The organism is Paraglaciecola mesophila KMM 241, assembly GCF_000315015.1.
GTDB lineage: Bacteria > Pseudomonadota > Gammaproteobacteria > Enterobacterales > Alteromonadaceae > Paraglaciecola > Paraglaciecola mesophila.
The window spans coordinates 32,564-59,294 of the sequence record NZ_BAEP01000018.1 but is presented as its reverse complement, the minus strand read 5'-3'; the positions used below and the strand labels follow the sequence as shown (position 1 = coordinate 59,294).

Annotated in this window: 25 protein-coding genes, 1 tRNA gene and 1 riboswitch; of the genes, 18 read left to right on the top strand and 8 right to left on the bottom strand. The window is 45.6% G+C overall.

What is annotated here, in order from left to right; all coding sequences use genetic code 11:
• Positions 1-8: 8 nt before the first annotated feature.
• From GMES_RS04485 to GMES_RS04475, 3 genes are all read right to left on the bottom strand, one after another.
• On the bottom strand, positions 9-728 hold the full coding sequence (locus tag GMES_RS04485) for a LytR/AlgR family response regulator transcription factor (RefSeq protein ID WP_006991396.1): 720 nt from the start codon (positions 726-728) through the stop codon (positions 9-11).
• 451 nt (positions 729-1,179) lie between these two features.
• Entirely contained in the window at positions 1,180-4,203 is a 3,024-nt protein-coding gene (locus GMES_RS04480) for a TonB-dependent receptor (RefSeq protein WP_006991395.1), read from the bottom strand.
• Between the two features lie 270 nt (positions 4,204-4,473).
• Positions 4,474-4,788 carry a DUF3718 domain-containing protein gene (locus tag GMES_RS04475; RefSeq protein WP_006991393.1) on the bottom strand — a complete coding sequence of 105 codons (315 nt, stop codon included), beginning with the start codon at positions 4,786-4,788 and terminating at the stop codon, positions 4,474-4,476.
• A gap of 278 nt (positions 4,789-5,066) precedes the next feature.
• On the opposite strand from GMES_RS04475, the gene GMES_RS04470 reads away from it, so the two are divergent.
• Positions 5,067-5,732, top strand: a complete 666-nt coding sequence (locus tag GMES_RS04470; RefSeq protein WP_006991391.1) for a hypothetical protein — start codon at positions 5,067-5,069, stop codon at positions 5,730-5,732.
• A gap of 119 nt (positions 5,733-5,851) precedes the next feature.
• Here the strand turns inward: GMES_RS04470 and GMES_RS04465 are convergent, their stop codons facing one another.
• The gene (locus GMES_RS04465; protein ID WP_006991390.1) at positions 5,852-6,181 is read right to left on the bottom strand and encodes a hypothetical protein; all 330 of its coding nucleotides are present in this window, start codon (positions 6,179-6,181) and stop codon (positions 5,852-5,854) included.
• Between the two features lie 418 nt (positions 6,182-6,599).
• Between GMES_RS04465 and GMES_RS04460 the strand changes: the two genes are divergently transcribed.
• Both GMES_RS04460 and GMES_RS04455 read left to right on the top strand, forming a co-directional pair.
• A tRNA-Ile gene (locus tag GMES_RS04460) sits at positions 6,600-6,676 on the top strand.
• Positions 6,677-6,973: 297 nt separating this feature from the next.
• Positions 6,974-7,411, top strand: a complete 438-nt coding sequence (locus GMES_RS04455) for a Dabb family protein (RefSeq protein ID WP_006991388.1) — start codon at positions 6,974-6,976, stop codon at positions 7,409-7,411.
• Between the two features lie 47 nt (positions 7,412-7,458).
• Here the strand turns inward: GMES_RS04455 and GMES_RS04450 are convergent, their stop codons facing one another.
• Positions 7,459-7,650, bottom strand: a complete 192-nt coding sequence (locus GMES_RS04450) for a hypothetical protein (RefSeq protein ID WP_006991387.1) — start codon at positions 7,648-7,650, stop codon at positions 7,459-7,461.
• Positions 7,651-7,922: 272 nt separating this feature from the next.
• Between GMES_RS04450 and GMES_RS04445 the strand changes: the two genes are divergently transcribed.
• Both GMES_RS04445 and GMES_RS04440 read left to right on the top strand, forming a co-directional pair.
• Positions 7,923-8,453, top strand: a complete 531-nt coding sequence (locus tag GMES_RS04445) for a DUF305 domain-containing protein (RefSeq protein ID WP_006991386.1) — start codon at positions 7,923-7,925, stop codon at positions 8,451-8,453.
• A complete protein-coding gene (locus tag GMES_RS04440; RefSeq protein ID WP_006991385.1) occupies positions 8,446-9,177 on the top strand; it encodes a MauE/DoxX family redox-associated membrane protein in 732 nt (243 codons plus the stop codon). Before GMES_RS04445 ends, GMES_RS04440 begins: the two co-directional genes overlap by 8 nt.
• Positions 9,178-9,436: 259 nt before the next feature.
• On the opposite strand, the gene GMES_RS04435 is transcribed toward GMES_RS04440, so the two are convergent.
• A complete protein-coding gene (locus tag GMES_RS04435) occupies positions 9,437-10,630 on the bottom strand; it encodes a PepSY-associated TM helix domain-containing protein (protein ID WP_039986544.1) in 1,194 nt (397 codons plus the stop codon).
• An 86-nt stretch (positions 10,631-10,716) separates the two neighbouring features.
• Positions 10,717-12,852 carry a TonB-dependent siderophore receptor gene (locus tag GMES_RS04430; RefSeq protein WP_006991383.1) on the bottom strand — a complete coding sequence of 712 codons (2,136 nt, stop codon included), beginning with the start codon at positions 12,850-12,852 and terminating at the stop codon, positions 10,717-10,719.
• 250 nt (positions 12,853-13,102) lie between these two features.
• Positions 13,103-13,266: riboswitch (cobalamin riboswitch) on the top strand.
• Positions 13,267-13,378: 112 nt separating this feature from the next.
• Here GMES_RS04430 and GMES_RS04425 point away from each other — a divergent pair.
• The 12 genes from GMES_RS04425 (at position 13,379) to cobD (ending at position 24,860) form a co-directional block, all read left to right on the top strand.
• The gene (locus GMES_RS04425) at positions 13,379-14,278 is read left to right on the top strand and encodes an ABC transporter ATP-binding protein (protein ID WP_006991382.1); all 900 of its coding nucleotides are present in this window, start codon (positions 13,379-13,381) and stop codon (positions 14,276-14,278) included.
• Positions 14,275-15,297, top strand: coding sequence for a FecCD family ABC transporter permease (locus GMES_RS04420; protein WP_006991381.1), 1,023 nt, complete (start codon positions 14,275-14,277; stop codon positions 15,295-15,297). The genes GMES_RS04425 and GMES_RS04420 overlap by 4 nt, the downstream gene beginning before the upstream one ends.
• Before the next feature lie 229 nt (positions 15,298-15,526).
• Positions 15,527-16,660: a nicotinate-nucleotide--dimethylbenzimidazole phosphoribosyltransferase gene (cobT, locus tag GMES_RS04415; RefSeq protein WP_039986559.1), complete on the top strand. Its 1,134-nt coding sequence runs from the start codon at positions 15,527-15,529 to the stop codon at positions 16,658-16,660.
• Positions 16,661-16,695: 35 nt separating this feature from the next.
• Complete coding sequence (locus tag GMES_RS04410) at positions 16,696-17,505, top strand: adenosylcobinamide-GDP ribazoletransferase (protein ID WP_006991378.1); 810 nt, start codon at positions 16,696-16,698, stop codon at positions 17,503-17,505.
• Positions 17,506-17,590: 85 nt separating this feature from the next.
• Positions 17,591-18,148: a bifunctional adenosylcobinamide kinase/adenosylcobinamide-phosphate guanylyltransferase gene (gene cobU, locus GMES_RS04405; protein ID WP_006991377.1), complete on the top strand. Its 558-nt coding sequence runs from the start codon at positions 17,591-17,593 to the stop codon at positions 18,146-18,148.
• Between the two features lie 7 nt (positions 18,149-18,155).
• Positions 18,156-18,785: a histidine phosphatase family protein gene (locus GMES_RS04400; RefSeq protein ID WP_006991376.1), complete on the top strand. Its 630-nt coding sequence runs from the start codon at positions 18,156-18,158 to the stop codon at positions 18,783-18,785.
• On the top strand, positions 18,782-20,356 hold the full coding sequence (locus GMES_RS04395) for a cobyric acid synthase (protein ID WP_006991375.1): 1,575 nt from the start codon (positions 18,782-18,784) through the stop codon (positions 20,354-20,356). The genes GMES_RS04400 and GMES_RS04395 overlap by 4 nt, the downstream gene beginning before the upstream one ends.
• 4 nt (positions 20,357-20,360) lie before the next feature.
• Positions 20,361-20,993 carry a cob(I)yrinic acid a,c-diamide adenosyltransferase gene (gene cobO / locus GMES_RS04390; protein WP_006991374.1) on the top strand — a complete coding sequence of 211 codons (633 nt, stop codon included), beginning with the start codon at positions 20,361-20,363 and terminating at the stop codon, positions 20,991-20,993.
• The gene (locus GMES_RS04385) at positions 20,993-22,042 is read left to right on the top strand and encodes a cobalamin-binding protein (RefSeq protein WP_006991373.1); all 1,050 of its coding nucleotides are present in this window, start codon (positions 20,993-20,995) and stop codon (positions 22,040-22,042) included. Before cobO ends, GMES_RS04385 begins: the two co-directional genes overlap by 1 nt.
• Before the next feature lie 14 nt (positions 22,043-22,056).
• Positions 22,057-22,728 (top strand): histidine phosphatase family protein, encoded by a 672-nt coding sequence (locus tag GMES_RS04380; RefSeq protein ID WP_006991372.1) that lies wholly within the window; start codon positions 22,057-22,059, stop codon positions 22,726-22,728.
• Positions 22,729-22,750: 22 nt separating this feature from the next.
• Complete coding sequence (gene cbiB, locus GMES_RS04375) at positions 22,751-23,761, top strand: adenosylcobinamide-phosphate synthase CbiB (RefSeq protein WP_039986553.1); 1,011 nt, start codon at positions 22,751-22,753, stop codon at positions 23,759-23,761.
• Positions 23,762-23,774: 13 nt separating this feature from the next.
• Entirely contained in the window at positions 23,775-24,860 is a 1,086-nt protein-coding gene (gene cobD, locus GMES_RS04370) for a threonine-phosphate decarboxylase CobD (protein ID WP_006991370.1), read from the top strand.
• Positions 24,861-24,868: 8 nt separating this feature from the next.
• Here cobD and GMES_RS04365 read toward each other — a convergent pair whose 3' ends face one another.
• Positions 24,869-25,753: a LysR family transcriptional regulator gene (locus GMES_RS04365; RefSeq protein WP_006991369.1), complete on the bottom strand. Its 885-nt coding sequence runs from the start codon at positions 25,751-25,753 to the stop codon at positions 24,869-24,871.
• Positions 25,754-26,094: 341 nt separating this feature from the next.
• Here GMES_RS04365 and GMES_RS04360 point away from each other — a divergent pair, with 341 nt between their 5' ends.
• Positions 26,095-26,715, top strand: coding sequence for a glutathione S-transferase family protein (locus GMES_RS04360; RefSeq protein ID WP_006991367.1), 621 nt, complete (start codon positions 26,095-26,097; stop codon positions 26,713-26,715).
• Positions 26,716-26,731: the final 16 nt, after the last annotated feature.

Genomic DNA, 26,731 nt, shown 5'->3' with positions numbered 1-26,731 from the left:
ACGACTGACTATTCAGCATCGACGCCCAATGCAGACAATAGCTGCGCCTTATATGATTGACCAATTTTGACCTCGTCGCCATTGTCTAATTGAAGTAACGAAAAGCGACCTAACTCACTATTGAGAGAGTGAACATAATCAATATTAACGATAGCGCTACGATGTACTCGAATAAACTGGTTAGGATCAAGTGTTTGCTCAAGTGCTGAAAGGGTTTCCCTGTGCAAATGCATTTTCCCTTCACAATACAGCTCAACATAATTTGCTGAGCCTTTCACCCAAATAATGTCTTGGGTATTAATGAATTTGACGCTGCCTACCGACCTAATAGGCAGTTGACGCCGAGTTTTATTTACCGGCACAATCGACTGATGTTTTCTATGAATTTTAGCAATCACTTGCGCCAGACGGCTATCTTCAAAGGGCTTCAACAAATAGTCGGTTGCCTCTAACTCAAACGCGGTTAAAGCGTATCCGCTATGAGCTGTGGTAAACACCCAATGACATGAAACACTATTATGTAGCTCTTTTGCTAGTTCAACTCCGCTGCCACCAATAATTTGAATATCCAAGAAGCAAATATCTGGTTGCTGTTCAAGTATGAGTTGTTTCGCGCTCTGATAACTACTTGCTTCTGCCACCACCTCACAAAGCGGCGAGCGGGAAATATACTGCGCGATGCGCTCTCTCGCCAAAGCTTCGTCATCTACTACGATACATCGATACATCAGAGTCACTCCATGCACTCTACTAAAATGGAATCGAAATATACAAGGTAAAGAAAAGATACAAAACTGTGGTGAGACAAACAACGGAAAAACAAGACGAAGTGTAAAGAAAGAGTAAATATTGGTAAATAAATGCAAGCAAGCGTCGTAGATGCCGTGACACCAGTACTAAGAAGAAAAGGACAATGCCAAAGGCAAAGTCCTTGTCCAGGAAGCGATACATGTTCACTAATATGTATCGATCGGGTCACTACTCCGATGAACCAATTATAGAGTAACTAATCGTACATTTAGTGAGCTTTGTGACGAATCCTGCATTTTTCGGGATAAACGTACTCAGTTACCATCAGAAGTACCTAGAAACATTTCGCTAATCTGAATCCCCCCTTAGCCGAAAAACAAAAACGGCAACCGAAGTTGCCGTTTCATTAACTTTGAATAACCAGTTTAATTAAAAGCGAGCTTCAAAACCTAGTTCAACATAACGCGGCGATTGCCATGTATATGCAGAGCCGTAGTATTGATTGAATGAACCTTCAGAACGTCTATTCTCATAATGTTCATTTTGTGAAGTCACGGCTTGACCATTTAATACGTTGTACACATTCAATGTGGCACGCATATCTACATCACTAAAGGTAAAGTTGTAGTTTGCTGATAAATCTAAGTTAAATGTCCAAGGGGTACGTCCTTTTGAACCACGTGGGCTATATTGATAAATTTTCTCACTTTGCTCACACATACCATTGCCATTGGCATCTGGACACTCATTTGTGTATAGATAAAAAGTATCTCCATAGCTACCGTAAATAGCTGGGTCATCAGACGGATATCCTTGACCAAACGCGCTCAGAGGACGACCGCTCGAAAGGGTTGAATTGAAGCCAACTGTTAAAGCCTCAGTGACATCGTACGAGCCAAAGAATTTAAATACATGGCGACGATCGTTAGGTTGGTAACCGTCTGAACCATCCATCAATGCAGGGAAATCGAAATCTTGCGTTACGCCAGCATCCGCTTGTCCGATATCAGACTTAACTGCACCTTCAAAATTCCCCACACTTCGGCTCCATGTGTATATCAATGACATACGCATATTATCGCCGCGATAGTTGACTTGTGGTTGCAGGGCCGTGTATTCATTTTCGGCTTCCGGTAAACCAATTTCTTCAGCCGTATACGTTCTGCGGCTATTTGGATCAGTCACGCTGTCAAAATCATTATCTAGCTGCCAAGTTGAAGACTTACCAGGGTTAAGCAAGGTACAGGTCGCTTGTGATGCCAACGGCCCACAATAGTCATCTAATGCGGTGGCAACTTCGCGATAGATAGCGCGAACTGAGAATGAAAACTCATCATTAATTTGTTTTTCGTACCCGACGATATACTCGTCTTTGCTAAATGGCTCAGCCTCTTCCGCTTGGAAAGTTTCTTGCGTGGCAGGGTTAGGGACTGAGTTAACAATTTGCGAAGCCTCTACTGTGCCTGATACTGGCGAAGTACCAGTAGGCGCGCCTGTTACATCAGCGCCATCAAATGTGTAGTACGTAGTGGTATCACTTAGCCCTGATGCTGCACGGTAATTAGTGTTATTTGCTACCGGTAAATAGTACGTACCGTAGGTTCCGTATATTTTAGAGTCGCCTTCTCCCGTAGGATCCCAGCTGAAACCTAAGCGCGGAGCAACATCTGTTTTAAACGATGAGAAAACTTTGCCAGTTACACCTGAGTTTTCAAACTCATCGCGGCGAAGTCCCAGTGACAACATCAAATCTTCTGTTACTTGCCATTCATCTTCAATGTACCACGCATTTAAGTCAGTGCTGAAACCACCACCACCCGCGAATATGCGATCGGCAACAACATCAATTGCGGTGCCTGTAGTATTGGTAAACAAAGGACCGTCATTACCTGTGATGACACCGTTTGGATTAACTGACGAGTACGTCCAGCTATGGCCGGTAATAGGCGCTGAAGTATGAAACGTCTCACGCTCTTGTTTATCGTAACCCACTCTTAGTAAGTGATCTTCGAACGCATACTCAATATCAATCCGCGTTTGCTTGTTTTTATCTTCATTGACACCTGTTGAACCACCTGAGCCGCAACTTGTGATCTTTTGGCTATCGGGCACGTTTCTTGTGTCTAATACTGTTGGGCAATCTAGGTTACTAGGCGTATTAGTGTAATCAGTTTCAATCTCACCGTACATAGCTGACACGGTTAGTTCGTCAGTGAAGTTCCCCGTATAACTAATACTTTTAAGATCGCCACCTCGTTCACGAATGGTGGTTTGTAGCGCATCACCGACTTCCCCAGTGCTGCGGTCAAATTCGTAAGCGGTAGATTCAGTGTCGCTCTTGTTTGAATAGCCGAATAAACTAATTTTATGATCGTCGGTAACAAACCAGTCGACTTTCGCCCCCCAGAACAAATTATCTGAACCACTTGAGTCACGCTTTATGAAGTTGTCATCGGGTGCGTATTGTTGCGTGCCACTTGATTGTGAAGCAAAGTTATTTTCAACGTCACGTGGGTTAATTAATGCATAGAAAAACAAGGTGTCTTCTATCAATGCGCCAGATGCAGAGAGAGTAAATTCACTTTTACTGTATTCATCTTGAGATTGATTACGAAAAACCACTGGGCCTCTTGCCCCACCTGCCGAGTACGAAATCTGACCATCTTCACGAAGCGATTTAGGAGTGAACAATGCGGTTGCAGCAAATTCCCATTCGTTTGAACCACTTTTAGTCACCGCATTTAATACGCCACCCGTCGTTCTACCGAATTGAGCAGAATACCCGCCTGTTTTAACTTGGAATTCTTTATAGAACTCAAAGGGAACTTCACCACAACCTAAACCTTGGCTCGTATTGGTAACTTCCATGCCATTAATATAACAAGAGTTTTCAGCAACTGAAGCGCCACCAAAGGAAGCCGTGCCACCTGAATTTGGCGAGCTAAAGCTTGAATCGCCCATCACTGTGCCAGGCGCAAGTAAAGCGACTGCAGTAATGTTTCGAGAAACTGGCATTCTATCCAGTTCAACTTCATCAATGACTAAGCCTGAGTCAGTGGAGCTTAAATCGATTGTTGAAATTCTTGCCCCGGTCACTTCAATGCGCTCAGTACCATCGTTATCGATAAAATCAAATGCTAAAGAGGTGTTAGAGCCCAAGCTGATGCGTGTTTTTTGCTCAGCAACAACAGCGTCACCTTTCTTGACGGTGATGTCATAAACACCAGTAGGTAATTTAGCGAAGCGGAAACTTCCTTCGTCGCTAACGGCAATAACGCGCTCTAATCCAGTGGCCGGGTCTTTAGCGATAACTGTGTATTGTGAGTAATCGTTTGCGTTAATTGAACCTGAGATATTCGCGGTTGTGTTATCCGCTAATGCAGGTAATGCAAAACCAAGTGACGCCGCTACCGCAAGAGCAGTAATACTTCGCCTAAATGATGCTTGTTTCATGTGTGACTCCCTGAATTGAATTTTTAATTGTTATTAATCGGTAAATTGCATACGCAAAAACGCGATAATTTGAAATTAACAAAAAGTTCAACTAGGAATGTAAATTAGGGATGAAACAAACACTTGATGGTGTGAAATTAACGTACCACAGCGATATGATTAAAGTTCATGAACCAGCAACCTATGGTATTTATTATCCGCCAATAGAAAATGAACGTTACTGGCTGTGCTAACGTATCGTTAACACATCCAGTGAACAGGCATCGTTACTCATAATTTGGCTAACAGCTCCTGATAATCGACATTAAGTCTGCTCGCCATTAATGTGCCGGTTTTATTCGCATTATTTAGCGCGGCAAACGTCACTGGGTCGTGTCCATTGCAAACAAGCCCTTTGGCCAAGTGACGCGCGTTAACACCTGTTCGCTTAATCGCAACATGCAACCTAATGCGACTATCACTTTTAATGGCTTCACACACTCTCACCAGCTTTTTTTCCATAACTGGATCGATATACTCTGCGCTAACTGAAGTCGCACACAAAGCACTTAGTCCAACAACACCCGCAATCATTATATTTTTCATGACATTCCTCTTTTATTAGTTTTCTATCAATAAATTTAAATATTAATAAGCCATGTAATTGGCTGCCTCAGCTAATAGGTAGATGATGAATGTGACATGGTTGTTTAAATATCGCCCAAGCGCGGTAAAATGAGATAAAGCGATTAAGCAATGATTGTGCGGGTTTAACCATCTTACGGTTAACGGTATTCAACTGAATATATATTTATCTTGTTACGTGTCAGAATTTAGCTAGTATAAAAATTACACATGGATGTAAATATTTTTAAGGATAAAACATGACAATTTGCCAGCAACATCAACAAAGAAGCTATGCTCAAATTCGTGAAAATATGCAACCTGGCGACATCATTGCATTTGGCGGCAATAGTCTTTTTTCCAAATGGGCAAAGCTCACCACTCGCTCTGTAGTGACCCATGTCGCGGTCGTTATTAAAACTCAGGTTTTGGATGAAGATAGTGGCCGGTATTTCAACCAAGCCATTGAAGCCACCAGCTATAACGGTAAATGCGGCGTCATGCTTACTCGATTAAGTGAGCGTGTTGCCACCTACGATGGCGACATGTGGTGGCTCCCTTTAAGTGATACCGCTCGTGCCAATTTAGAGCAGAATAAAAGTGCATTCTTCGATTTTTTGTTTCAACAAAACCATAAACCCTATGACATCTGGCAACTATTTGGCTCTACTGTTGATGCAACAGATTGCGTTCCGCTGCTCAAGGAAATGAGTTTGAACTCAGAAGACTTCTCCAGCTGGTTTTGTTCAGAGTTGGTAGCCGAAGCCATGGAAAGAGGAAAAATCATCGGTAGTGTTAATGCTTCCGAGGTCACTCCAATTGATGTTTGTCGCTTAAATGTTTTCGACGGGCAGTATGTACAATTCAGAGGAGAATCAAAAACAATTACCGGCTACAACTCTCTACCGTTTGAGACATGGCAGTAATGAAATAAGCAGGTTAAATGTAATAGATGCGCTATACATGTTGAATGGGTACGAACAGCGCTGAAGTCCAAACATAAACATTTTATGCTTGGACTTGGATCTTACAAAAGAGGAGTTGCTTAAAACGCGTTGTCCTGATGGATTTTTATAAACAAGGGAGTGCCGTGTTTACTGTAATCAATTTTGTATTCTTTACCATTAATCGTTTGAATAAACAGTAGGGTTTTTTCTTCACCAAATACATCTCCGACCGTCACATCAACCAGTTCCATATCTTGCTGCTTAGCTTCACGTTTATTATCGGGGATCGTCCCGGTAAACTCTTTAATACTTTTGTGGCTCACAATAATCGCTGGATTATCTTCCCCATTTGTCACTAACAAATCTAACTTTCTGATTTTATGAATTAGGGTATTACGCCCACTGACGAGGAAAGGTTTTTCGGTCATACTTATCTCCAACTGCCCTTTTGATTTTTATGCTAAGGCTCACTCTATACCCTGCAAGATAACAAAGTTTATTTATCCTTGCACAACTTTGTTATGTGCTTGTTAAGTTTATAGTTAAAGCTCGATTTAAGTGTATAGAAAACCGTCAAACGCTTTCATTTAATAACGCCTGCTAATGGATATTATAAATCAGTTGGGCACATTTTCTTGAGTGATTCAAACAAAGTGGAGCAAAGCACAAACAAAGCGCAGCAAAAAAGCACTAATTCAATGCTAAAAACAGTCGTTTGCGCATTTTTCCAGCAAACTATTCGACAAAGCTTCGCAAACAGATGACAAGCTTAAAAAAACTGCTTATACTGCGCGTCGTTTTATACCTTCGCTCAATTCTTTAGCGAGTAAAACGACGCTTCAAAATGGCCCAATAGCTCAGTTGGTTAGAGCACCCGACTCATAATCGGTAGGTCCCCTGTTCAAGTCAGGGTTGGGCCACCATTTTCTCTCGACAATACACTCCATCACTGCCTTATTAAATCTAGCGATAAGCAACATCAATATCCCCTAACGCTTTAGCGTAAAGCGGCGTTGAACAGTGCTTACAGCAACTTTCGATGGATGCTTGAATGACTTATGGGTGTTTTTCGTGTGCGCAAAACGAAAAATATATCTCCCTAAACCATCTATATTACCTTTACAAAAGGCACTGGTGCACGGTTAAATTAAAATTCGCTCTTGTATAAATAATTTTAGCAAAAGGGCCAATAAGTAATTAACCATTAAAAGGAGCTAAACATGAGGCAAATTAAAAAAACGAGCACCGTTATGCGGATGATTCTCAACGCTGGGCTGGCTATAGGCTTACTTCTCGCTACCGCTTTACCGATTAATGCACAGACAAAACCTGACGCCATGGCAACACCAGCGGTTATCCACTCAGTGTTTTTCTGGCTTAAAAACCCTGACTCCAGCGCTGATCGAGATGCCTTAATAAAAGGGCTAAACAGCCTTAGAGCCATACCAGAGATCCAAGCCTTACATGTGGGTATTCCTGCCTCAACCACTTCACGCGATGTTATTGATAGTAGTTATCAAGTTTCAGAGCTGATGTTTTTTAATAGTATTGAGGATCAAAATAGCTATCAAAGTCACCCTATTCACAAGCAGTTCGTCAAAGATTATGCTCACCTGTGGCACAAAGTGGTTGTTTATGACTCATTAAATACCCAGTAATCATTTGCTTGCTAGAATAATTTTTCACCCATAGCTATTCTACGCGGCTATGCTAGCTCCTCTCGTGGCGCTATGCAGTAGTAATGCACACACCCTAAAATAATACGGGTGATGTGCCACTTCTCAATTCTATTTTCAATCCAGCTCGCAATGCGTTGCGCACGGCTCACCTTTACGCTATTAAGCGCTTTTTTGAATGTTGGCGGTTGCGCCTTTTTCGGCATAGGGCGTCTTTTCACATCAGTTCTCCTGGGATCTTGTGGGGATGTTGTGAAGGTTAAGTTGCGCAGCGTTTAGTAACGATCAGCATACGCCGAGTCAGAGCTGGCTATCAAGTAGCATGCGTCACCTTAGTTTTATCCGTCACCTTGGTAGATTACTTCAGTGGGTCATTTCAACTCCGGTTTATGTGTTTGGTATACATCTTGTACGTCTTTCCACAAGCCACACTATGCGGCGATATGTGTGTATTTTGTTCACATAACCCACGTCGAAGACGTAAGGATTACCGATGACCTACTTAAGATTCATGGGGATGATTGGCGTATCTACTCTCGTCATGTTCATTATGATGTACTTGAACACGTACGCCTTATCCCATCTGTTTTTCAGTGAAACAAGAACCTACATGGCGCTTTATATGGGGTCGGCGATGGCGGTAATTATGCTGTTGTTTATGCTTGGAATGTATCGCGATAAAAAGCGCAACACGGGGATCTTTATTGGCGCCATCGCGGTATTTTTGTTGTGCCTATATCTGGTTCGATCGCAAGTCACCGTGTCTGACTCTGCTTATATGAAGGCTATGATCCCTCACCACTCTATTGCTATTTTGACCAGTGAAAGAGCCAATATCCAGGACGCGCGCGTACGTGAATTAGCAGATAACATCATTCAGGCCCAGCGTGATGAAATTAAACAAATGCAATGGTTACTCAAGGATATAGAGCAAAACGGCAAAGCGCTCTCACAAGCCGACGCCCAGCAGCGACCGGTACCTAAATTTAACAACACCTCACCCCAAGGAGGCCAAAATGAGTAAAACTGCCAGCCTTTATCGTATGGTAACCGATGAACACATTTGCCCTTATGGATTGCGCTCAAAAGATCTTTTGGAAAGAAAGGGCTTTAGCGTTGATGACCACAAGCTAACATCTCGCGAAGAAACCGACCGTTTTCAAGCCAAATACGATGTAAAAACAACACCACAAACCTTTATTAACGATGAACGTGTGGGCGGGTACGACGATCTACGCAGTTATTTTGATAAAGGGCCCGCCGGGCAAACAGGCACCACTTATGCCCCTGTAATCAGCATATTTGCATTAGCCGTATTGCTTACTGCAGCCATGCAATACTTCGTGGCTGGCGAATTCCTTTCAGTTCGCTCACTGATGTTGTTTATCGCATTTTCCATGGTGATGCTCGCGGTGCAAAAGCTACAAGATTTGTATAGTTTTACTAATTCATTTATCACTTATGATCTACTCGCGATGAAGTGGCTGCGCTACGCGTATATCTATCCCTTTATTGAAGCTTATGCCGGTGTCGCTATGGTCGCCGAGTTGCCAGCATTGGCGGTGGCTCCTTTCTCGATATTTATCGGCTGTGTCGGGGCTGTTTCGGTGATAAAGGCTGTCTATATTGATAAACGCGAATTAAAGTGCGCCTGCGTAGGTGGCGACAGCAATGTGCCACTGGGCTTCGTGTCCTTGTCTGAAAACCTGTTTATGATTGCCGGTGGCCTAATCATGTTTATGTATTGATGGCCAAGTTCATTTGAAATAGCAATATTAATAGTGAAAGGAAAATAAACAGACTCAATGTTTTGGAAAAGAATGCAGTCATAGCTGCTAACTTGGGCAGTGGTCATATATCGTTTTAAAACAATGACTTACTGCCCGGTGGGAGAATAGTTAACAGCAGTTGATCTCGCAGCTGAGCAGCACTTTTGGTATAGGCAACGCTAACCGTTCACAACGCACATTTACACTGTCCTAACCAACACATAATGACTTAATAGATTTAAACAGAGAAGATAAATACGCCATAAAAAATACTGGCGCATACGCCTATAGCTGAGACCCAGCCCAGTGCTTTCATGTGAGCAAGAGCGCGTCGCCAAATACGTCGTCTTGGTTTTGTCTCATGCCGCGATATACGCGCCACGCGCATACCGTACATATACGTCCCCGTGACCGTTAGACCGGTTAAAAATAGCCCGAAGACAAAATATAAAACTTTACTGAGCATTCCGCCCCATTGCCCAAAATGCAGTGGGTCAGCTGCTTCTGAAATACGATTATGTACGCTTAAGTCACGGCCATCCTGGTGTTGAATAGGCTGCCCTGTAGCAGGGTCAAAGGTTGCGAAATTCGCTCTTTGGCGAACCAGTATTGCATCTGCTTGGCCTTGAATCTCCACAACATCACCTGATTTTTGCGGGAAGTTAACCCTTGTGATCGACAGCGCTGGAAATTTTTCATGGGCTTGCGCTAGTATCAACGCCAAAAGTTCACTGTCTGGCATGATTGATTGCGTTAAAGCCTTTTCGCTATTGGCAGTTAAGCGCTCTGGGCTGGTGGCAGTCGCCCCCCAACGTTCTGCCAAATACCAACAACCCGTTACACTGATGATCAGCAAAAACCATAAGCTCCATACACCCACTAAACGATGTAAATCTACCCAGCGTGTTTTACGGTGTTGCCAGCGCGGCTTTCTAAAAAAGTGGGACCACCAGCTTTTATAGATACACAAACTCGACACCAACATCGCCAGCATGACCACGGCAAACAAGCTGACAACAGTAATGCCGAGGGTTAGTGGCAGCATTAGGTGGCGATGTAGCATACGAAAGAAACGCTGCCAGTTTTGCCAGCGCCCATCCCCAAGATATCCCCCTGTGGTAGGATGAAAAAATAGGCGGTGACGCTGCTCATCGCCATCAAGGTAAATAACCTCAGCGCTATACCAAGGGTGCAAAGGCGCTTGAATAGAGCGCAATGTGTTAATGGGTACTTCTTGCTGAGCGGTTGCGTACACCGCTTGCCAGTTCATACCCTCAACACTTGACGGTGTAACCCGTTTGGCCGGGTTAGCTAACCAATCTAGCTCGTTAGAAATAACAGCCAACGTCCCAGTCAGTACGATAAAGCACAACATAATTGCCAGCTTCACTCCAAGCCAACTGTGAACGCTGAACCAAGTTGCTCTATTCAATTTTACTGCTCAAGTCACTTTGCTTTGGTTGATTTACACAATTTTTTTACTCTAATGCCCGCGCTTCTTAGCGCTCGCCATCTAGATTAAAAATTGTATTTTAACTGGGCAATGATTTCTCTCGGTTGCCCGGGGAAATGCCCATTACGTTCACTGAAGCCGCTGACTGCATATTCTTTATCAAATAGATTATTCACGTTTAGGCTAAATAGTATGTTGTCCCACTTGGTGGTCCAGCTGGCGTCAAATACCGTAAACGCCTTGACCTTTTGGGCATCAGAGCTGATTTGCTCACTGACGTAATTAACACCCAAAGCCATTGACGAATTAATGCTATGTATAGCGTAACGTCCCCATAAACCGGCTTGATGACGCGGTGCATTTACAAAGCGATCCCCAGCCCCAAAGGTGTTGCTTGAACTGCCGTCAACCACTATGGTGTCGTTGTACGCATAGTTAGCAGTAATGCTCAGCTCATCCGTAACATCGCCCACTAGGGTAAATTCAACGCCGTCACTTTCCACCTTGCCAAAGTTGATCAAGGCTGATTCAGTGTCCTCATTTTCGTCTTCAATAAAATTGGGATTACTGGCGACCAAATTCTCTTTGTTGATGTGATAGACCGCCAAGGTGGTCATAATGCTACCGCCTAACCATTCATTTTTCACACCGACTTCAATTGAGTCCCCAGTAACAGGCTCGAGATCTGTCACACTAGCATCTGCTTGATCCGTGGCATCTACAGGGTTAAAACTCTCAGAATAATTCGCGTAAAATGACATGCTATCAAGGGGTTTAAAGCTAATTCCAGTACGATAAGACACATCTTGATCGCCATACTCAAAGCCGCTCTCTTTGTCACGCTCTTCGAAGTGGTCAAATCGCGCCCCTAACATCAGCGTCCATTTATCGTCCAGTTGTAGCATGTCTTGCACGTACAAGCCCTGACGATTACGCCTAATCCCGTCACGATTTTGATCGGTCAAGTTATAGCTATCAGGGTCGGTTTCACCATAGTTAAGGTTGAATATATTCAGATTCCCCACGCCATCGGCTTCATAGCGGGCGCGTAGATACTCATAATCAGTGTCAATGTAATGGTAATCACCGCCAAACAAGAGCTGGTGCTGAATGCCAGCTACGCTAAAGTCATAAACAAAGTCTGTGGTTAAGCTAACTTCATCGTTGGCTCTGTATTGATCGCGATATTCTCGGCGAATAGTTTCATCATCAATATTTGCTTCACCATCCCCGTTAACATCAACCCAACTGCGCGATTCGTGATAAGCCTGATCACGCTCATTGGTCATCAACCTTAAGGTTGAATTCACGCTAAACGCATCACTAAATTCGTGCTCAAGTTGAGACTGCACAACCCAAGCTTCAAGATCCTGATAATCACTTTTTTCATTGGCGTTGTAGGTGCGATCAACCAAAAAATTACCGGTATCATCCGTTGGCACGCCGCGTAATCTGTGTCCACCAAGATTTTGCACTATGTAATCAAATGTAGTGGTTAATCGGGTATCGTCACTGAAGTCGTGTAGTAGCCCACCAGCAAGTTCAATGTTTTCCATATCTGCATTGTTGCGAAAACTATCTTGGGCTTCGTAAAAGCCGCCCAAACGATATGCAGTGGTGTCGGTTAACGCCCCGGTCGCCTCCCCTGAAATACCGTGCAAGTCGTAGTTGCCTAGCGTCAGGTTAATTTCTGCGCTTTCGTTGAAGGTTGGCTTTTTGGTCACATAGTTGATCATGCCACCGGGCTCACCACCACCATACAGCGCAGCAGCTGGACCTTTGAGAACCTCAACCCGATCCACATTGAATAAATCAGGCACGCTGAATCCTGAATACGGGTCACCTCGTACGCCATCATAAAATACGTTGTTATCATCACGAAAACCGCGAAATGTTACCCCCGAGTAGCTGTATTCGCTAACGCCCGCAATGGAGCGATATAAATCGGTGATATCTCGCGCCGCTTGGTCAGAAATAAGCTGAGCGGTAAGCACTTGTGCTGACATAGGTATATCAAGTAAATCAGCATCTGTTTTAGTGCCTAACTTAGTGCGGGTGTCTAAATAAAATTGCTGTGCTCGACCAGTCACTTCTAAATGCTCAATGTCTTCACTCTGCTGCTGAGCTAAAACGCCTGAGCTTAAACCGAGGACGGTAATACCTGATAAAAAATAACCGATTGAAGCTGTACTGCGAGCCATGAAATAAACATCCTACTAATATATGGGCTGGAAAAGGCGCACACCATACAGTTAATGAGAATGATTTTCAATTGCAAGTGTAACTTAGTAATGTAAGCATCTGATTAATTGGCCAAATTAGCGGGTTTACTGGTAGTCAATTCTTTGGAATAAGAGTCATCGCACTCATTAGGTAGGTATTTTACCCGCTGTTAATTTCCGCTCGTAGATGGTCAATTTACTTGCTATATTGCGCGCCATATATAGGTTTTATGCTGTGCTTATTTCGGGTTTAACGAATATGACGAAGGCGTAAATTAAATGGGAATCTGGTGTGATACCAGAACTGTACCCGCAACTGTAAACAAGCTATGTGTCGATGATAATCGCCCAAGTGCTTGTAAGTCAGATACCAGCCTTATTCACCCTTTAACTATTTTCACGCGGGAATACGTGAGTAACAGATTGTCCTTTTAGTATGTGATACTGAGCGCACTGTGTATTCCCCCTTAGATCGTATTTTGATCACGTTAACATCACAGGTGCCATGCCAAATTCAGCTAACCTACAGGCGAAACAGCTTTCCTACCAGATAGCGCACAAAAGTATTTTGTCTGACATTAATCTCTCTCTTGAGCGCGGCAAAGTGCTGGGTGTGCTCGGCCCGAATGGTGCCGGTAAAACCAGCTTACTTAAAATGTTATCCGGCCAAACTGCCAGTAAGGAACAAGTTGACTGGCGCGGTAAATCGCTTGAAGAATACAGCCCACTAGAACGGGCTCGGCAAATTGCTGTGGTCAATCAATTAAATGAAAGTGTATTTGCTTTGAGCTTGCAGCAAATTGTGCGCATGGGTTGGCTACCCCATAAAACACTGTTGTCTCGGGAAACCGAGCAGGATCACCAACATCTCGCGGCATCGATCGCTAAGGTTGGCCTTAGCGAGAAGACTCATCAAACGTTTAGCTCACTATCAGGAGGCGAGCAACAGCGCGGTCTGATTGCCCGGGCATTAGTGCAAAAAGCGGCGCTCATTGTGTTGGATGAGCCCGTCAACCATCTCGATATTTATTATCAGCACCAAGTACTTAAGTTACTGCGCTCCCTCGCCCACCAGCAACAAATGACCGTGGTGATGAGTTTGCACGATATCAATTTAGCCTCTAGTTACTGCGATCATTTATGTCTGCTAAATGACGGCAAGATGATCGCACAGGGGCCAGTAGAGAGTGTGCTAAAAGCGACAACTTTAGAGCACGTTTTTAAAATTCCTTGTCGAATTCGTCGCGACGAAGTGACCCAAAATCTACGGGTCGACTTTTACCCTTCCAATGAACAAGAGTACCCTCCGCAGCCTGAGGTCACACAACAGTCAAATGTACATTCAAGCGAAGCGAGTAACAAAGTACACAAAAAAGTAAGCAGTAAAAAGGGCAATTCGATATGACAAACCGCTGGTCATTGCTATTTGTGCTCGCGGTACTCTCCCCCGTAGTCGGCATATTTTTTGGCGCTGCAGACTTGCCAGCATCCGAGCTGTATCGCTGCGTGGTTGGCCAGTGCAGCACTGAAGTTAACGCGCTAATATTTTGGGAAATTCGCTTACCCCGAGTACTCGTGGGCTTTTTAGTTGGAGCAGGTCTTGCTGTGGCCGGTGCTACATTGCAAAACATCACCCGGAATGGTTTGGCTGATCCTTACTTATTCGGTGTGGTATCTGGCGCTGGGCTTGGGGCGAGTATCGCCACGCTGTTATTTGACAGCCAAATAGGCGAAACCTTAACCATATTCGGTATGCTGCCGGATGTACCTTTTTCCATCGCTTTGCCTGTAGCCGCTTTTTTAGGCGCAATATTTGCGGTCACATTAGTGCAAGCGTTGGCCGCCACGTCTTTTGGTGGCCGTGGTGAGCACATGCTGTTAGCCGGTGTCGCGGTGTCTTTTATGCTCAGTGCTCTGAGTCATTTTCTACTATTTTTAGGCGACCCTTTTGCCGCAAACAAAGTTATTTTCTGGCTAATGGGCAGTCTTGCTCGCACTGAAATGTGGTACGCCTGGATCATGCTACCTGTCGTCATGGGCAGCGTGGTACTGCTGTTACTTTTCGGTCGGCGTTTAGATGCCCTGTTACTGGGCGACGAAAATGCCAAAACCTTAGGCATCAACGTCACCGCTCTTCGCTTAATGGCGCTAGGTATTTGCGCTGCGTTAACCGCGTGCATAGTCGCTTACTGTGGCGGCATTGGGTTTGTTGGCCTGCTGATCCCGCATATTGTGCGGCGCTGGGTTGGGGTGACGAGCCGCGCTTTAATTTTAGGCTGCGTACTTATCGGCGGCAGCTTTATGGTATTAGTCGATATCGTTGCCCGCTCCGCCCTGTCTGATCAAGAAATCCCTATCGGCATAATCACTTCAGCCATCGGCAGCGTGTTTTTCTTGCTCGCCATTCGTCAGCGACAGGCATAAAGACAATGCTTAGTGCAAATAGAGATAATCGGGGAAACCGAGAAATGAAAGAAAATGGCCCTCGAGCAACGAATATTGAGAACCCAACCAAATCACAATTGGAACAACACTTATGTTAGATCCTGAAGTAACTGCAGCGCCAGCAACTGCAGACTCCGAGAAAAAGCTCTCAGGCTCTATGCAAGAAGCAATAAATCCAGTTCAAAAGACATCAAGGAAGGCACAAAAAATGTCAGAACAACAACATTCATTATCTTCATCTGTATTCGATCAGTCTCACTGGCAAATATTGCCCGCCGATACCAGTAACCTTAACAATATAGACGAGAAAATTAATAATAAAACCAAGCCCTTAGGGGCCCTCGGGCAGCTTGAAGATCTCGCTCGCCAGCTTGCTCAAATACAACAAAGCCCCTCGCAAAGAAGCAGCCGAATTGAAACCAGAATCGAAATAAACAAGCCTGTTATGCTGGTCTTTGCCGCCGATCACGGTATTGCAGCCAATGGCATCAGTATTGCCCCATCTGACGTCACCCAGCAAATGGTGCTCAATTTTCTCAATGGCGGTGCGGCAATCAACTGCTTTAGCACCGCGCTAGGCTGGCAGATGAAAGTCATCGATGCCGGTATGCTCAGCCCAGTTAGCGACAATGCCCGCAAATCAGCAAGCAATATGTTGATTGAACAGACAACAGGCCAAGGTACGGCTGACTTTTCAAAGCAAGCAGCGATGACACAAACCCAAGCAGAGCAAGCGCTAGCGATGGGAGCAAATATTGCTGCACAGCATATCGCCCAAGGCAGCAATGTACTGGCATTTGGCGAAATGGGCATTGGCAATACTAGTAGCGCATCAGCCTTATTATCACTCATTTGCGGTTTGAGCCCACAGCGCACAACGGGCAAAGGCACCGGCATAACGGATGAACAGCTCGGCAAAAAAATTCAGCTCATTGAAGATGCTTTAGAGCGAGTCAACAAAGTCCACGGCACAAAAGCCTTTACCCCTCAAACAGCATTGATGGAAGTAGGTGGTTTTGAAATCGCGCAAATTGTGGGTGCCATACTCGAAACCGCAAAAGCCGGTAAAAGTATCTTAGTGGATGGGTTCATTGTCAGTGTGGCCGCGCTGATTGCCGTGCGCATAGCGCCGCGCGCACGGGATTATATGTTGTTTGCGCACTGCTCAGCAGAACACGCCCACCAGCAAGTGTTGGCTCAATTAGATGCTCGCCCGCTATTGTCGTTAGGTTTGCGCCTTGGCGAAGGCACTGGAGCAGCGCTGGCTTTACCCTTGTTGCAAGCCGCAGCCAGTTTCTACAATGATATGGCTACGTTTGAAAGCGCTGGGGTGACGGTATAAATGACGACTGCGGCGTTAGCGAAATAAAGACGAACATGACTCGATTCTTAAAGTATCAGTTCAATTTAATGCTATTAGCAGTGAGTTTTTTCACCCGCTTACCGGTGCCTGCTGCAATTGATTACAGCCCACGAAAATTACACCAAGCGGGGCGATACTTTCCATTAGTTGGTTGGCTGCTGGCTGCTTTTTTAAGCGCATTTTACTGCTTCATGCTACCCCAATTAGGAATAACCCCGACAGTGTGCTTACTGATTATAATAAGCCTGATACTGACAGGAGCGATACATGAAGATGGCTTAGCAGATACCGCCGACGGTTTTTGGGGAGGTCAGACTATAGCGCGCAAGTTAGCCATCATGAAAGACAGCCAAATTGGCACATATGGTACCTGCGCACTGATTTGTGCGCTGTTAACTAAATTCGTACTGCTGAGCTCGCTGGCCGCGGATCAGCACCTACTGCTTGCCTTAGGGATTGCCTACCCTTTGTCTCGCGGGTTGGCTATTTCCCATGTGCAACACCTCCCTTATGCACGGCAAAATAGTGATAACAGTAAAAGTCGCCCGTTCGCACAGCCTATGCAACCTCGAGTGTTACTCTGGCTGTTCGCCTCAAGTGTACCTGCGGTACTGTGGTTACCCCTATCCAGTGCAATACTCGTCTTAGTCAGTGCATGTGTGCTGCGCTTTGCCCTCAAATATTGGTTTAAAAAACATATTTCTGGCTATACAGGGGACTGCTTAGGCTTTGCTCAACAAGTACAAGAGTTACTCATTTATCTTTTGTTGATTGTGACGTTACCTAAAACAGTGAATGAACAAACCATAGGCTTTCTTTTATGAGCTTACTATTCATAAAAACAGTCTTAAACTCGCCCCTCACACGTAGCATTAAATCACTACAAACATTCTGTTGGAGAGCTTATCAATGCTGCATTTAATTATCGGCGGTGCACGCTCAGGAAAATCCAACTTTGCGTTACAACAAGCCCTCAACTTAAGCCAACAATCTGGCAAAAATGTCACTTTTGTAGCCACCGCTACCGCGACAGACACAGAAATGGCTAAGCGCATTATGCGCCATCAACAAGAGCGTCCAGACCATTGGGCGTTAGCTGAAGTTCCGCTGAATTTAACTGAGTATATCGAGCAGTATTCAGACAAGGACGCTACCACAGATAACGAACAGGCAATATTGCTCATCGACTGTTTAACACTTTGGCTAAACAACCAGTTGTACCATCAACCACAGCAAGATTTCAGCATGCTATTTCAAGGCTTTATCCAGGCCCTTCGCGCCAGTAAATCGAGCGTTATTATGGTGGCAAACGAAGTTGGCTTAGGCATTATCCCCATGGGGGACGTCACTCGAAAATTCGTTGATCAAGCGGGTTGGTTGAATCAAGCAGTGGCAAGTATCGCAGATCAGGTTACCTTTGTTGCCGCAGGGTTACCCATGGCATTAAAACGCCCTCAAGGTGAGTAATAACCAGATGCAAGCTACCCCAACCACATTCAATTTGCTGCGCCATGGTCAAGTTGACGGCCCAGCAGCACTTTATGGCAAGACCGACATCCCCCTCAGTGACCAGGGTTTGCACGCTATGCAGGCGCAAATGCAGAAAACGTCAAAAGTAGATGTCGTCATTTCATCGCCTCGCCTACGCTGCCTCCATTTTGCCAAGGCATTCGCCGAATTTTTGTCCGTGCCACTGGTAATTGAAGACGATCTACAGGAGTGTGATTTCGGTTTGTATGACGGAATTCCCTTTGATGATCTAAGCGAGCAATGGTTTGATCTAAATGCGTTTTGGCAAGAGCCCATGCATAACACCTTACCAAACGCCGAATCCTTAAAAAACTTTCATCAACGAGTAATGCATTGTTGGCAGCGTTTAACCACTAAGCATCAAGGGCAAAACTGCTTAGTGGTTAGCCATGGCGGCGTGATACGCCAAATTTTAGCTGATGTGTTATCTGCAAATTGGCAACAGGGTGATTGGTACGCCAAGTTGCAAATTGGCTATGCCAGCCTAACGCGTGTCTCTATCGCAGAATACGAGCAAGCGGTTCCTGTGGTGAACTTTATCGCCAAACCACCGTTTAATGAGAACTCACTATGACCGTCAAAAGCATGACCGTTAAAAACCCGCCCCCTAAAAGCATAACCACTAAAAGCGCGACCGTTATGATCCAAGGCACTACGTCAGATGCGGGTAAAAGCATGCTCGTGGCGGGGTTTTGTCGCTGCTTGAAAAATAGCGATTTTAGGGTGGCTCCTTTTAAGCCACAAAATATGGCCCTCAATAGCGCAGTCACTAAAGACGGCGGTGAAATAGGCCGTGCGCAAGCGGTTCAAGCACAAGCTGCCGGCGTTGAGCCCAGCGTTCACATGAACCCAGTGTTACTTAAACCCAGTTCAGATACAGGCGCACAGGTGATCATTCACGGTAAAGCCGTATCAGACATGCAAGCAAAGAAATACCACGACTACAAACAAGTCGCTATGCAAGCCGTGCTTAACTCTCACCAGCGCTTAAGCGACGAATATGATGTGATAGTGGTAGAAGGCGCAGGCAGCCCAGCCGAGATAAATTTACGCAAAGGTGATATCGCTAATATGGGCTTTGCCGAAGCCGTTGACTGCCCGGTGATCATAGTAGCGGATATCGATCGCGGCGGCGTATTCGCTCAACTTGTTGGCACATTAGATTTACTGTCAGAATCTGAACAAAATCGCGTCGTCGGCTTTGTAATCAATAAATTTCGTGGCGACATAAAACTACTCGAGTCAGGTTTAACCTGGCTAGAAGACCGCACAAAAAAGCCAGTGTTAGGTGTGCTGCCCTATATTCACAACTTACAATTGGCTGCTGAAGACGCGATTCAAGCTGAGCAGAATTTGGATGAACAAAACATACGAATTCACATATGTGTTCCAGTATTTAAACGCATCAGTAACCATACTGATTTCGACATGCTGCGGGTACACCCCGAAGTAAAACTGACCTTTGTGGCCCAGCACTCGTCTATTCCCCCCTGTGATTTAATTATTTTGCCTGGCAGCAAAAATGTGCGCGCCGACTTGGCGCTACTTAAAGAGATGCACTGGGACAAAGCACTTCAGCGACACCTGCGCTATGGCGGTAAGGTATTGGGCATTTGTGGTGGTTATCAAATGTTGGGCCAAAGTATTGCAGATCCCAACGGCATTGAAGATACGCCAGGCATCAGCGAAGGCTTAGGTTTTTTGCCTATCACAACGCAATTACAAGCACAAAAACAGCTTACCCAAAGTCACGGGGACTTATTAATCCAACAAGGTGGCAGCGCACCTATTCGAGGCTACGAAATTCACATAGGCACTAGCGTGCGAGCTGATAATGCGCGGCCGATGATCTTATTAAACAACGGCGAGTATGAAGGCTGTATCAGTGACGATAACCAAGTCGCGGGTAGTTATTTGCATGGCCTGTTCGATTCCCCACTGGCTTTGCAACAGCTACTATCATGGGCAGGTGCCAATACAAAACTAGCCGAAGACTATGCGGCGCAACAAGAGCATGAAATAGAGCGCTTAGCTCAGGTGTGCCAAGAGCATCTCAACTGGGATGCCATTCACGCCATTATTGAACAACAATTTACCGCGCCGCCTTTTTCTAGCGCGGCGACTCACAGCAAAAAGGGAGCATAAACTCATGTCAGACACCCCATCAAACAACAAAAAAGACGAAGACAAAGACGAAAATAGTCGCCATAAGGCACGTATGCAGCAGCAAAAAGCCAAAGTGGATGAGCGTATCGCCAACGCGCAAGTCGAAAAAGGCGTATTGATTGTCATCACAGGTAACGGTAAAGGTAAATCAACCTCTGGTTTTGGTACAGTCGCCCGAGCAGTCGGTCATGGCTTAAAAGCTTGCGTCGTACAATATGTAAAAGGCACTTGGCCTTGCGGAGAGCGTGATTTATTAGAAAAACTAGGCGTGGAGTTTCACGTTATGGGCACAGGCTTCACTTGGGAAACCCAAGACAAAGAAACCGACAAAGCCGCAGCACAAAAGGCGTGGGAATTTAGCAAAACATGTTTGCAAGACCCAAGCATCGATTTACTGCTACTCGATGAAATTACCTACATGTTGACCTACAAATACATCGATTTGGATGACGTATTAGTCGCTCTGGAAAATCGCCCTGTCAATCAGCATGTGGTGATCACGGGGCGTGCCTGTCACCGCGCGGTGATTGAACTAGCCGACACCGTCAGCGAAGTACGTCCTATCAAACATGCATTTGAGGCGGGTATTAAGGCGCAAAAAGGAATTGATTGGTAATGACGGCGACCAAGCAAAATAAGCTCGTTTGGCTGTTAATGTGTGTTGTCGCGCTAGCGCTCAATACACCAAGCGTTTATGCCCAAAATGAAACAGCTAAAAGTAAAAGTGCCGATCCTAATGCCGCTGTTGATGATGCGCTTGGCAGTGAGGTAAATAATGCGGCTAGCAACCCAGGCAATAGTGGTCAACTGAAAATATCTGAAGTTGATGCGATCTTTGATGAAATAACACAACTTAGCAAAGATAAACGGCAAAAACTGCGCATTATTGCGTTGGCACCACATATCGTCGAATCGCTTTTTGAAGTAGGTGCGGGCCAGCAAGTTATCGCCACCACAGCCCATGCAGATTACCCAGAATCAGCCAAAGACATTCTACAAATTGGTAACTACGCTCGCCTGCAAATTGAAAAGATCGTGCAACTGCAGCCTGACGTGGTGATTGCATGGAAAACCGGTAACCCAGGAGACGATTTAGCACGGCTAAAGCAGTACAAAATTAAGGTTATATATTCTAATCCTACGACCTTGTCACAGGTCGGGGACGAACTCCTCATGCTAGGTCAGCTCACGGGACGCGAAGACGTTGCCGAACCAGCCGCTTCCCAATATAGGGAGCAGCTTGACATGCTCAAAGCGCGCTATGCAAAAAAGGCCCCTATGCGCACCTTTTATGAGCTTTGGTCTAGGCCATTGCGCACAGTGGCAAACAATGCATGGCCGCAACAACAATTAGCCCTTTGTGGTGCCAAAAACCCTTTTGCCAACGCCAGCGATGACTATCCATCCGTCGGCTTAGAGCAGGTGCTAGTGACATTGCCGCAAGTCATTATTCAACCGACGCAGCATGCCTCCGACACACCTGACGCTTTGAATTGGGCCCAGTGGCAGCACATTCCAGCGGCCAAGAACGGTTTTATCTTTCACCCCAATGCTGACAAAGTACACCGCATGACCAGCCGCATGCTGGATGAAGTGGCGCTGATGTGCGAACAAATCGATAAGGCCCGTCAGTTTTACCAAACTGATACGCCTTTACCCCATTAACCGAGTTTGCAAACGTGATCTCTACTACCGCTAGTTGCCCTGATACGGTCCATTTTTACCTTTGCCGTCATGGGCAGAGTGAATTTAACGCCAAGGGGTTATTACAAGGGCACTTAGAAAGCCCGTTAACCGAAAAGGGAATTGCACAAGCACAAGCCTTGGCGTTGAAAGCCAAGCATTGGGAAATCAACCATATCGTCAGTTCGCATCTTGGCCGCGCCCAACAAACCGCCCAGATTTGCGTCGAGTTTCTCACTAAGGAAGTACACCACAGACAACTAACCAAGCCCCAGTGCACTGCGGATTTAGCCGAACGACATTTAGGTGCTTGGCAAGGAAAAGCTGTTGCCCTGCTGGCTGAATTTCACCAGTTCAATACTCTTTGTTACCAACAAACGCATATCACTCCACCGGACAGCCATGACCTTAATAACAGCCTCAAGCAGAGTGAAAGCACAGATACCGTGCGTCAGCGAATGCAAAAAGCGCTTATCTCTATCGCATATTCCAAAGCACTAAACAGCAAGCCATCACAAGTGCAGCACAATGTACTCGTTATCAGTCATGGCGACGCTCTCGCCTGTTTGATGAGCATGTTCACCCAACCTAGCCCACTAAAAAACACCCAAGGCATGCTGCTTAGCTATCAAAATGACACACTGGAATGGGGCGGCCTCCTTGACTGAGATAAGCACTGGGGTGGCGAGCATGTTGTCTTTTTCAAGCTTGACCGTTATAGGCGCGCAAATGTTGTTCGCCTTGCTGCTTGATAAAGTATTAGGTGAGCCTAAACGCTTTCATCCCCTTGTAGGGTTTGGGTATTTTGTAAATCGCTTAGAGGCTAAAGTGAATACTCAACGATTCACGGCAAAGCAAGCATCCTTTGCAAAAACACGCATCAAAGGTGCTCTGTGTTGGCTAATACTCGTTCTGCCTATGCCAGTGTTTTTATGGGTTCTCAACTATAGTGCTATGCAATATACCCTGAACAACGACGCGTTATTGCTGACGGTTTTGATGTGTTTACTAAATGCGTTTGTGCTGTACTTAACCATTGGGATGCAAAGCCTCAAAGAGCACGCAATGCAGATTTACCATCCGTTAGCACAAGGCGACATCACCAAAGCCCGCCATTTCACCAGCTATATGGTCAGCCGAGATACAGCCCAGCTAACGCCAAACGACATGAGCCGCGCCGCGGTAGAATCGGTTTTAGAAAATGGCCACGACGGCGTGATAGCCAGCTTGTTTTATTTCGCCATTGGCGGTGCGCCACTGGCGGTATTACATCGTTTTGCTAATACCCTTGATGCTATGTGGGGCTATAAAGCACCGCGCTTTTTACATTTTGGTTGGTGGGCCGCCCGAGCGGATGACCACTTAGGTTGGTTAAGCGCTTATTGCACATCGCTACTCTATGTATTGGCCGCTCCAGCACCTATTCGTTTCACACATTTAGCACGCGCATGGCAGCAAGCTAAACGCTACAAAAGCAAAAACGGCGGTCGCTGTATGGCAACCGGAGCAGGTGCGCTTGGTTTCACCATTGGGGGAGTATCACACTACCAAGGCAACGCAGTTCATAGCCCAATATTAGGCAATGGCGAGCTCGTTACCCTAGCCGATATACCACGAAGTATTAACCTTGTTCAGCGCAGTGCCTGGTTATTCTCATGCCTCGTTCTACTATGTGGGCTAAGTGTCGAAAACATTTTCTAAAGGAGTTATTTTTATGGATAAAAATATTAAAGAACAGGCACTCGTGCACGGCGGGCAATTAAGCACCATCGCCCAGCGTTATCAAATAGAGGAAAAAGACTGGCTTGATTTATCCACCGGTATTGCGCCTATCGCCTACCCGGTTGGCATAATTCCCACAGCCTGTTGGCAGCGTTTACCACAAAATAATGAAGGGTTATTGCACGCCGCACGTGGCTACTATCAAACCCACAATTTACTGCCAACGCCCGGTAGTCAAAGCATCATTCAAATGCTACCGCAACTTTGCCGCGCCCGAGGGTTCGCTAGCAGCAAGGTCTGGTTGCCAAAAGTGGGCTATCAAGAACATCGAAAGGCATGGCAAAAGGCTAACTTCCAAACGATTGATTACACTGATGTTACTGAGCTGAGCCAAATAGAGCACGAGGATATTGTGCTACTGATCAACCCAAATAATCCCACGGGTCAACTTTACCCAAGTGAAGATGTCACAGCGCTGTACAGCGCAATTAAAGCCAAACAAGGGTTATTGATCATTGATGAAGCCTTTATGGATACAACACCACAGCAATCTATGGTGCAAGCATTCGGGCGGCACAACAACTACCCAATAGGACAGCGTGATAGCGCTGAGCGCCAAGACAACAGCGACTCCCTGATTATATTACGCTCAGTGGGCAAGTTTTTCGGATTAGCCGGTATCCGCTTAGGGTTCGTGTTGGCAAATGAAGATTGGCTTAATGCAATGGCGTTATCATTAGGCCCTTGGGCGGTAAGCGGCCCTGCGCTTTTCGTTGGCGAACAAGCATTAGCAAATACACGCTGGCAAGAAGAACAAAGGGTTGTACTCTGCCGTTTAAGCAGCACATTAAAGAGCATACTAAAACAAGCTTTTACCCAAACCGTGCAGGGCACCCTGCTCTTCAGAACGGTTCGTATTCCTCACGCCCCCGCCATTTTCGAAGCCTTATGCCAACAAGGAATTTACGTGCGTTTGTGCGACGAAAAAGACGCCTTACGTTTCGGTATCCCTGACGAGCAAGGGTTAAAAAGATTAGAAAACGCACTGAACTCCTCGCCTGTGCGGCAATACTTGTGAAATGCTTATTACTTGGTGAACCAATCAGCAAGATGATCAAGCAATGCTCTGATACGTGCAGGCAGATGCCGGTTTGAGGCGTATACAGCGTTTAATATAAATTCATTGGCTTCAAAATCTTCAAACAATAATTGCAAACTGCCGTCTTTTAAATAGGGCTCGGTGACGTACATCGGGCCCATGCCGATGCCCAATCCTTGGGATGCCATTTGTGCCACTGCCCTGGGAGAGTTCGAGGCAAATACACCATGCACATTGACACTAAACGCCTCACCTTTCTCCTTAAACTTCCAATTTTCAGGGTCGACCTGAGACTTTTGCAATAAGCATTTGTGGGTCGCGAGCGCATTGGGGTGACCAGGATTACCATGGGTAGCTAAATAATCAGGTGATGCGAACACCACATGGCGCATATTAAGCAGTTTTTTAGCAATCAAGGTGGAATCCTGCAGTTCGCCAAAGCGAATAGCCACATCAACGCCTTCTTGAATGATTGCCACCCTTAAGTCTGACAAACTTAACTCTACACTGATGTTGGGGTGTTTTTCTAAAAAGGGTGCCAACGCGTCTACCAATTTGGTGCTACCAAAAGCAGTGGGGGCAGTAATGCGTATCACTCCTGACAGGGCAGACTGGCGATGCTGAATCACATCTTCGAGCTCTTCGAATTGTTCTAGCAAGGGCACGCAACGAGCAAAATACGCTTGCCCAGTTTCGGTTAAAGTGACGCTACGCGTGGTGCGGTGAAACAGCAAGGCACCGTGTTTTTCCTCCAACTGGCCAATATACTTGCTCGCCAGCTTAGTGCTTATGCCGAGTTGCTTAGCGCCACCTGTAAAGGATTTTTGCTTCGCCACCGCGATAAGCGTACGCATGCCGTCAATGGTGTCCATCGCAGAATTCCCCCTATTTATTTGCCTGCTTGAGTATTTGCTTGCTCTGTTTCCCTTGCACGCAAGCTTTGGTGCTCTTGGCTGTTTGCACAGTGCACATCGATTGCAAACTCTAAAGGTTTACCGAGCAACTAGCACAACAATAACTGAAACATTAGCCAACGCTTTTATTATGAATATTTTGTACATAGTCATTCCATAAATCAACATATTGCTCACAGAACTGAGCACGCCTATTATTTATTCAACGCAGATGACCGGCTAAACACATGGTCATCACTTAAAAGATGCTCAGACACATACAAAATAATGTTAACCCAACGACTATGCGAGGACTAATCATGTCAAACACCATTACAATTCACTCATTCCCTCTTTCTGGCCACGCTCAACGTGCAGAATTATTCGCGAACATCGCCAGCATTGATCACAATGTGATCAACGTCGATTTAGCTGGTGGCGAGCATAAAAAAGCGCCCTTTTTAGCACTCAACCCAGCAGGTCAAGTGCCAGTGTTAGAAGATGGCGATGTGGTCATCAGTGATTCAAATGCTATTTTGGTTTATCTCGCACGCAAGTACGCACCAAAGTATTTACCTACTGATCCTGTACTTGAAGCACAAGTGCAACAGTTTTTGTCATTGGCCGCAGGCGAAATTGCTTTTGGCCCTTGTAACGCCCGCTTAATTACCGTGTTTAATGCACCACTGGATGCTGACTTTGCCATTGCCACAGCACACAAGGTTTTAGCCAAACTAAACGCGCATTTAGAAGGTCGCGAATTCTTGGTTGGTGATAGCCCAAGCATTGCTGATATCGCTATTTATACCTACACAGCCCATGCGCCAGAAGGCAACGTGTCCCTTGATGCTTACCCAAATGTGCGCCGCTTTTTAGCCAACGTAGAAGGACTTGAAGGTTTCACGCCTATGGCAACAACCAAAGCAGGCCTTCTGGCCTAGCGCTATAACTTTTTAA

Bases quoted from the DNA above. Each gene is read 5' to 3' on its own strand.
- GMES_RS04465 (WP_006991390.1), bottom strand. From the start codon at position 6,181: ATGACCGAAAAACCTTTCCTCGTCAGTGGGCGTAATACCCTAATTCAT.
- GMES_RS04445 (WP_006991386.1), top strand. From the start codon at position 7,923: ATGACCTACTTAAGATTCATGGGGATGATTGGCGTATCTACTCTCGTC.
- GMES_RS04470 (WP_006991391.1), top strand. From the start codon at position 5,067: ATGACAATTTGCCAGCAACATCAACAAAGAAGCTATGCTCAAATTCGT.
- GMES_RS04420 (WP_006991381.1), top strand. From the start codon at position 14,275: ATGACAAACCGCTGGTCATTGCTATTTGTGCTCGCGGTACTCTCCCCC.
- GMES_RS04365 (WP_006991369.1), bottom strand. From the start codon at position 25,753: ATGGACACCATTGACGGCATGCGTACGCTTATCGCGGTGGCGAAGCAA.
- GMES_RS04430 (WP_006991383.1), bottom strand. From the start codon at position 12,852: ATGGCTCGCAGTACAGCTTCAATCGGTTATTTTTTATCAGGTATTACC.
- cobU (WP_006991377.1), top strand. From the start codon at position 17,591: ATGCTGCATTTAATTATCGGCGGTGCACGCTCAGGAAAATCCAACTTT.
- cbiB (WP_039986553.1), top strand. From the start codon at position 22,751: ATGTTGTCTTTTTCAAGCTTGACCGTTATAGGCGCGCAAATGTTGTTC.
- GMES_RS04395 (WP_006991375.1), top strand. From the start codon at position 18,782: ATGACCGTCAAAAGCATGACCGTTAAAAACCCGCCCCCTAAAAGCATA.
- GMES_RS04455 (WP_006991388.1), top strand. From the start codon at position 6,974: ATGAGGCAAATTAAAAAAACGAGCACCGTTATGCGGATGATTCTCAAC.
- GMES_RS04385 (WP_006991373.1), top strand. From the start codon at position 20,993: ATGACGGCGACCAAGCAAAATAAGCTCGTTTGGCTGTTAATGTGTGTT.
- GMES_RS04400 (WP_006991376.1), top strand. From the start codon at position 18,156: ATGCAAGCTACCCCAACCACATTCAATTTGCTGCGCCATGGTCAAGTT.
- GMES_RS04485 (WP_006991396.1), bottom strand. From the start codon at position 728: ATGTATCGATGTATCGTAGTAGATGACGAAGCTTTGGCGAGAGAGCGC.
- cobO (WP_006991374.1), top strand. From the start codon at position 20,361: ATGTCAGACACCCCATCAAACAACAAAAAAGACGAAGACAAAGACGAA.
- cobT (WP_039986559.1), top strand. From the start codon at position 15,527: ATGTCAGAACAACAACATTCATTATCTTCATCTGTATTCGATCAGTCT.
- GMES_RS04440 (WP_006991385.1), top strand. From the start codon at position 8,446: ATGAGTAAAACTGCCAGCCTTTATCGTATGGTAACCGATGAACACATT.
- GMES_RS04425 (WP_006991382.1), top strand. From the start codon at position 13,379: ATGCCAAATTCAGCTAACCTACAGGCGAAACAGCTTTCCTACCAGATA.
- GMES_RS04360 (WP_006991367.1), top strand. From the start codon at position 26,095: ATGTCAAACACCATTACAATTCACTCATTCCCTCTTTCTGGCCACGCT.
- GMES_RS04410 (WP_006991378.1), top strand. From the start codon at position 16,696: ATGACTCGATTCTTAAAGTATCAGTTCAATTTAATGCTATTAGCAGTG.
- cobD (WP_006991370.1), top strand. From the start codon at position 23,775: ATGGATAAAAATATTAAAGAACAGGCACTCGTGCACGGCGGGCAATTA.
- GMES_RS04480 (WP_006991395.1), bottom strand. From the start codon at position 4,203: ATGAAACAAGCATCATTTAGGCGAAGTATTACTGCTCTTGCGGTAGCG.
- GMES_RS04475 (WP_006991393.1), bottom strand. From the start codon at position 4,788: ATGAAAAATATAATGATTGCGGGTGTTGTTGGACTAAGTGCTTTGTGT.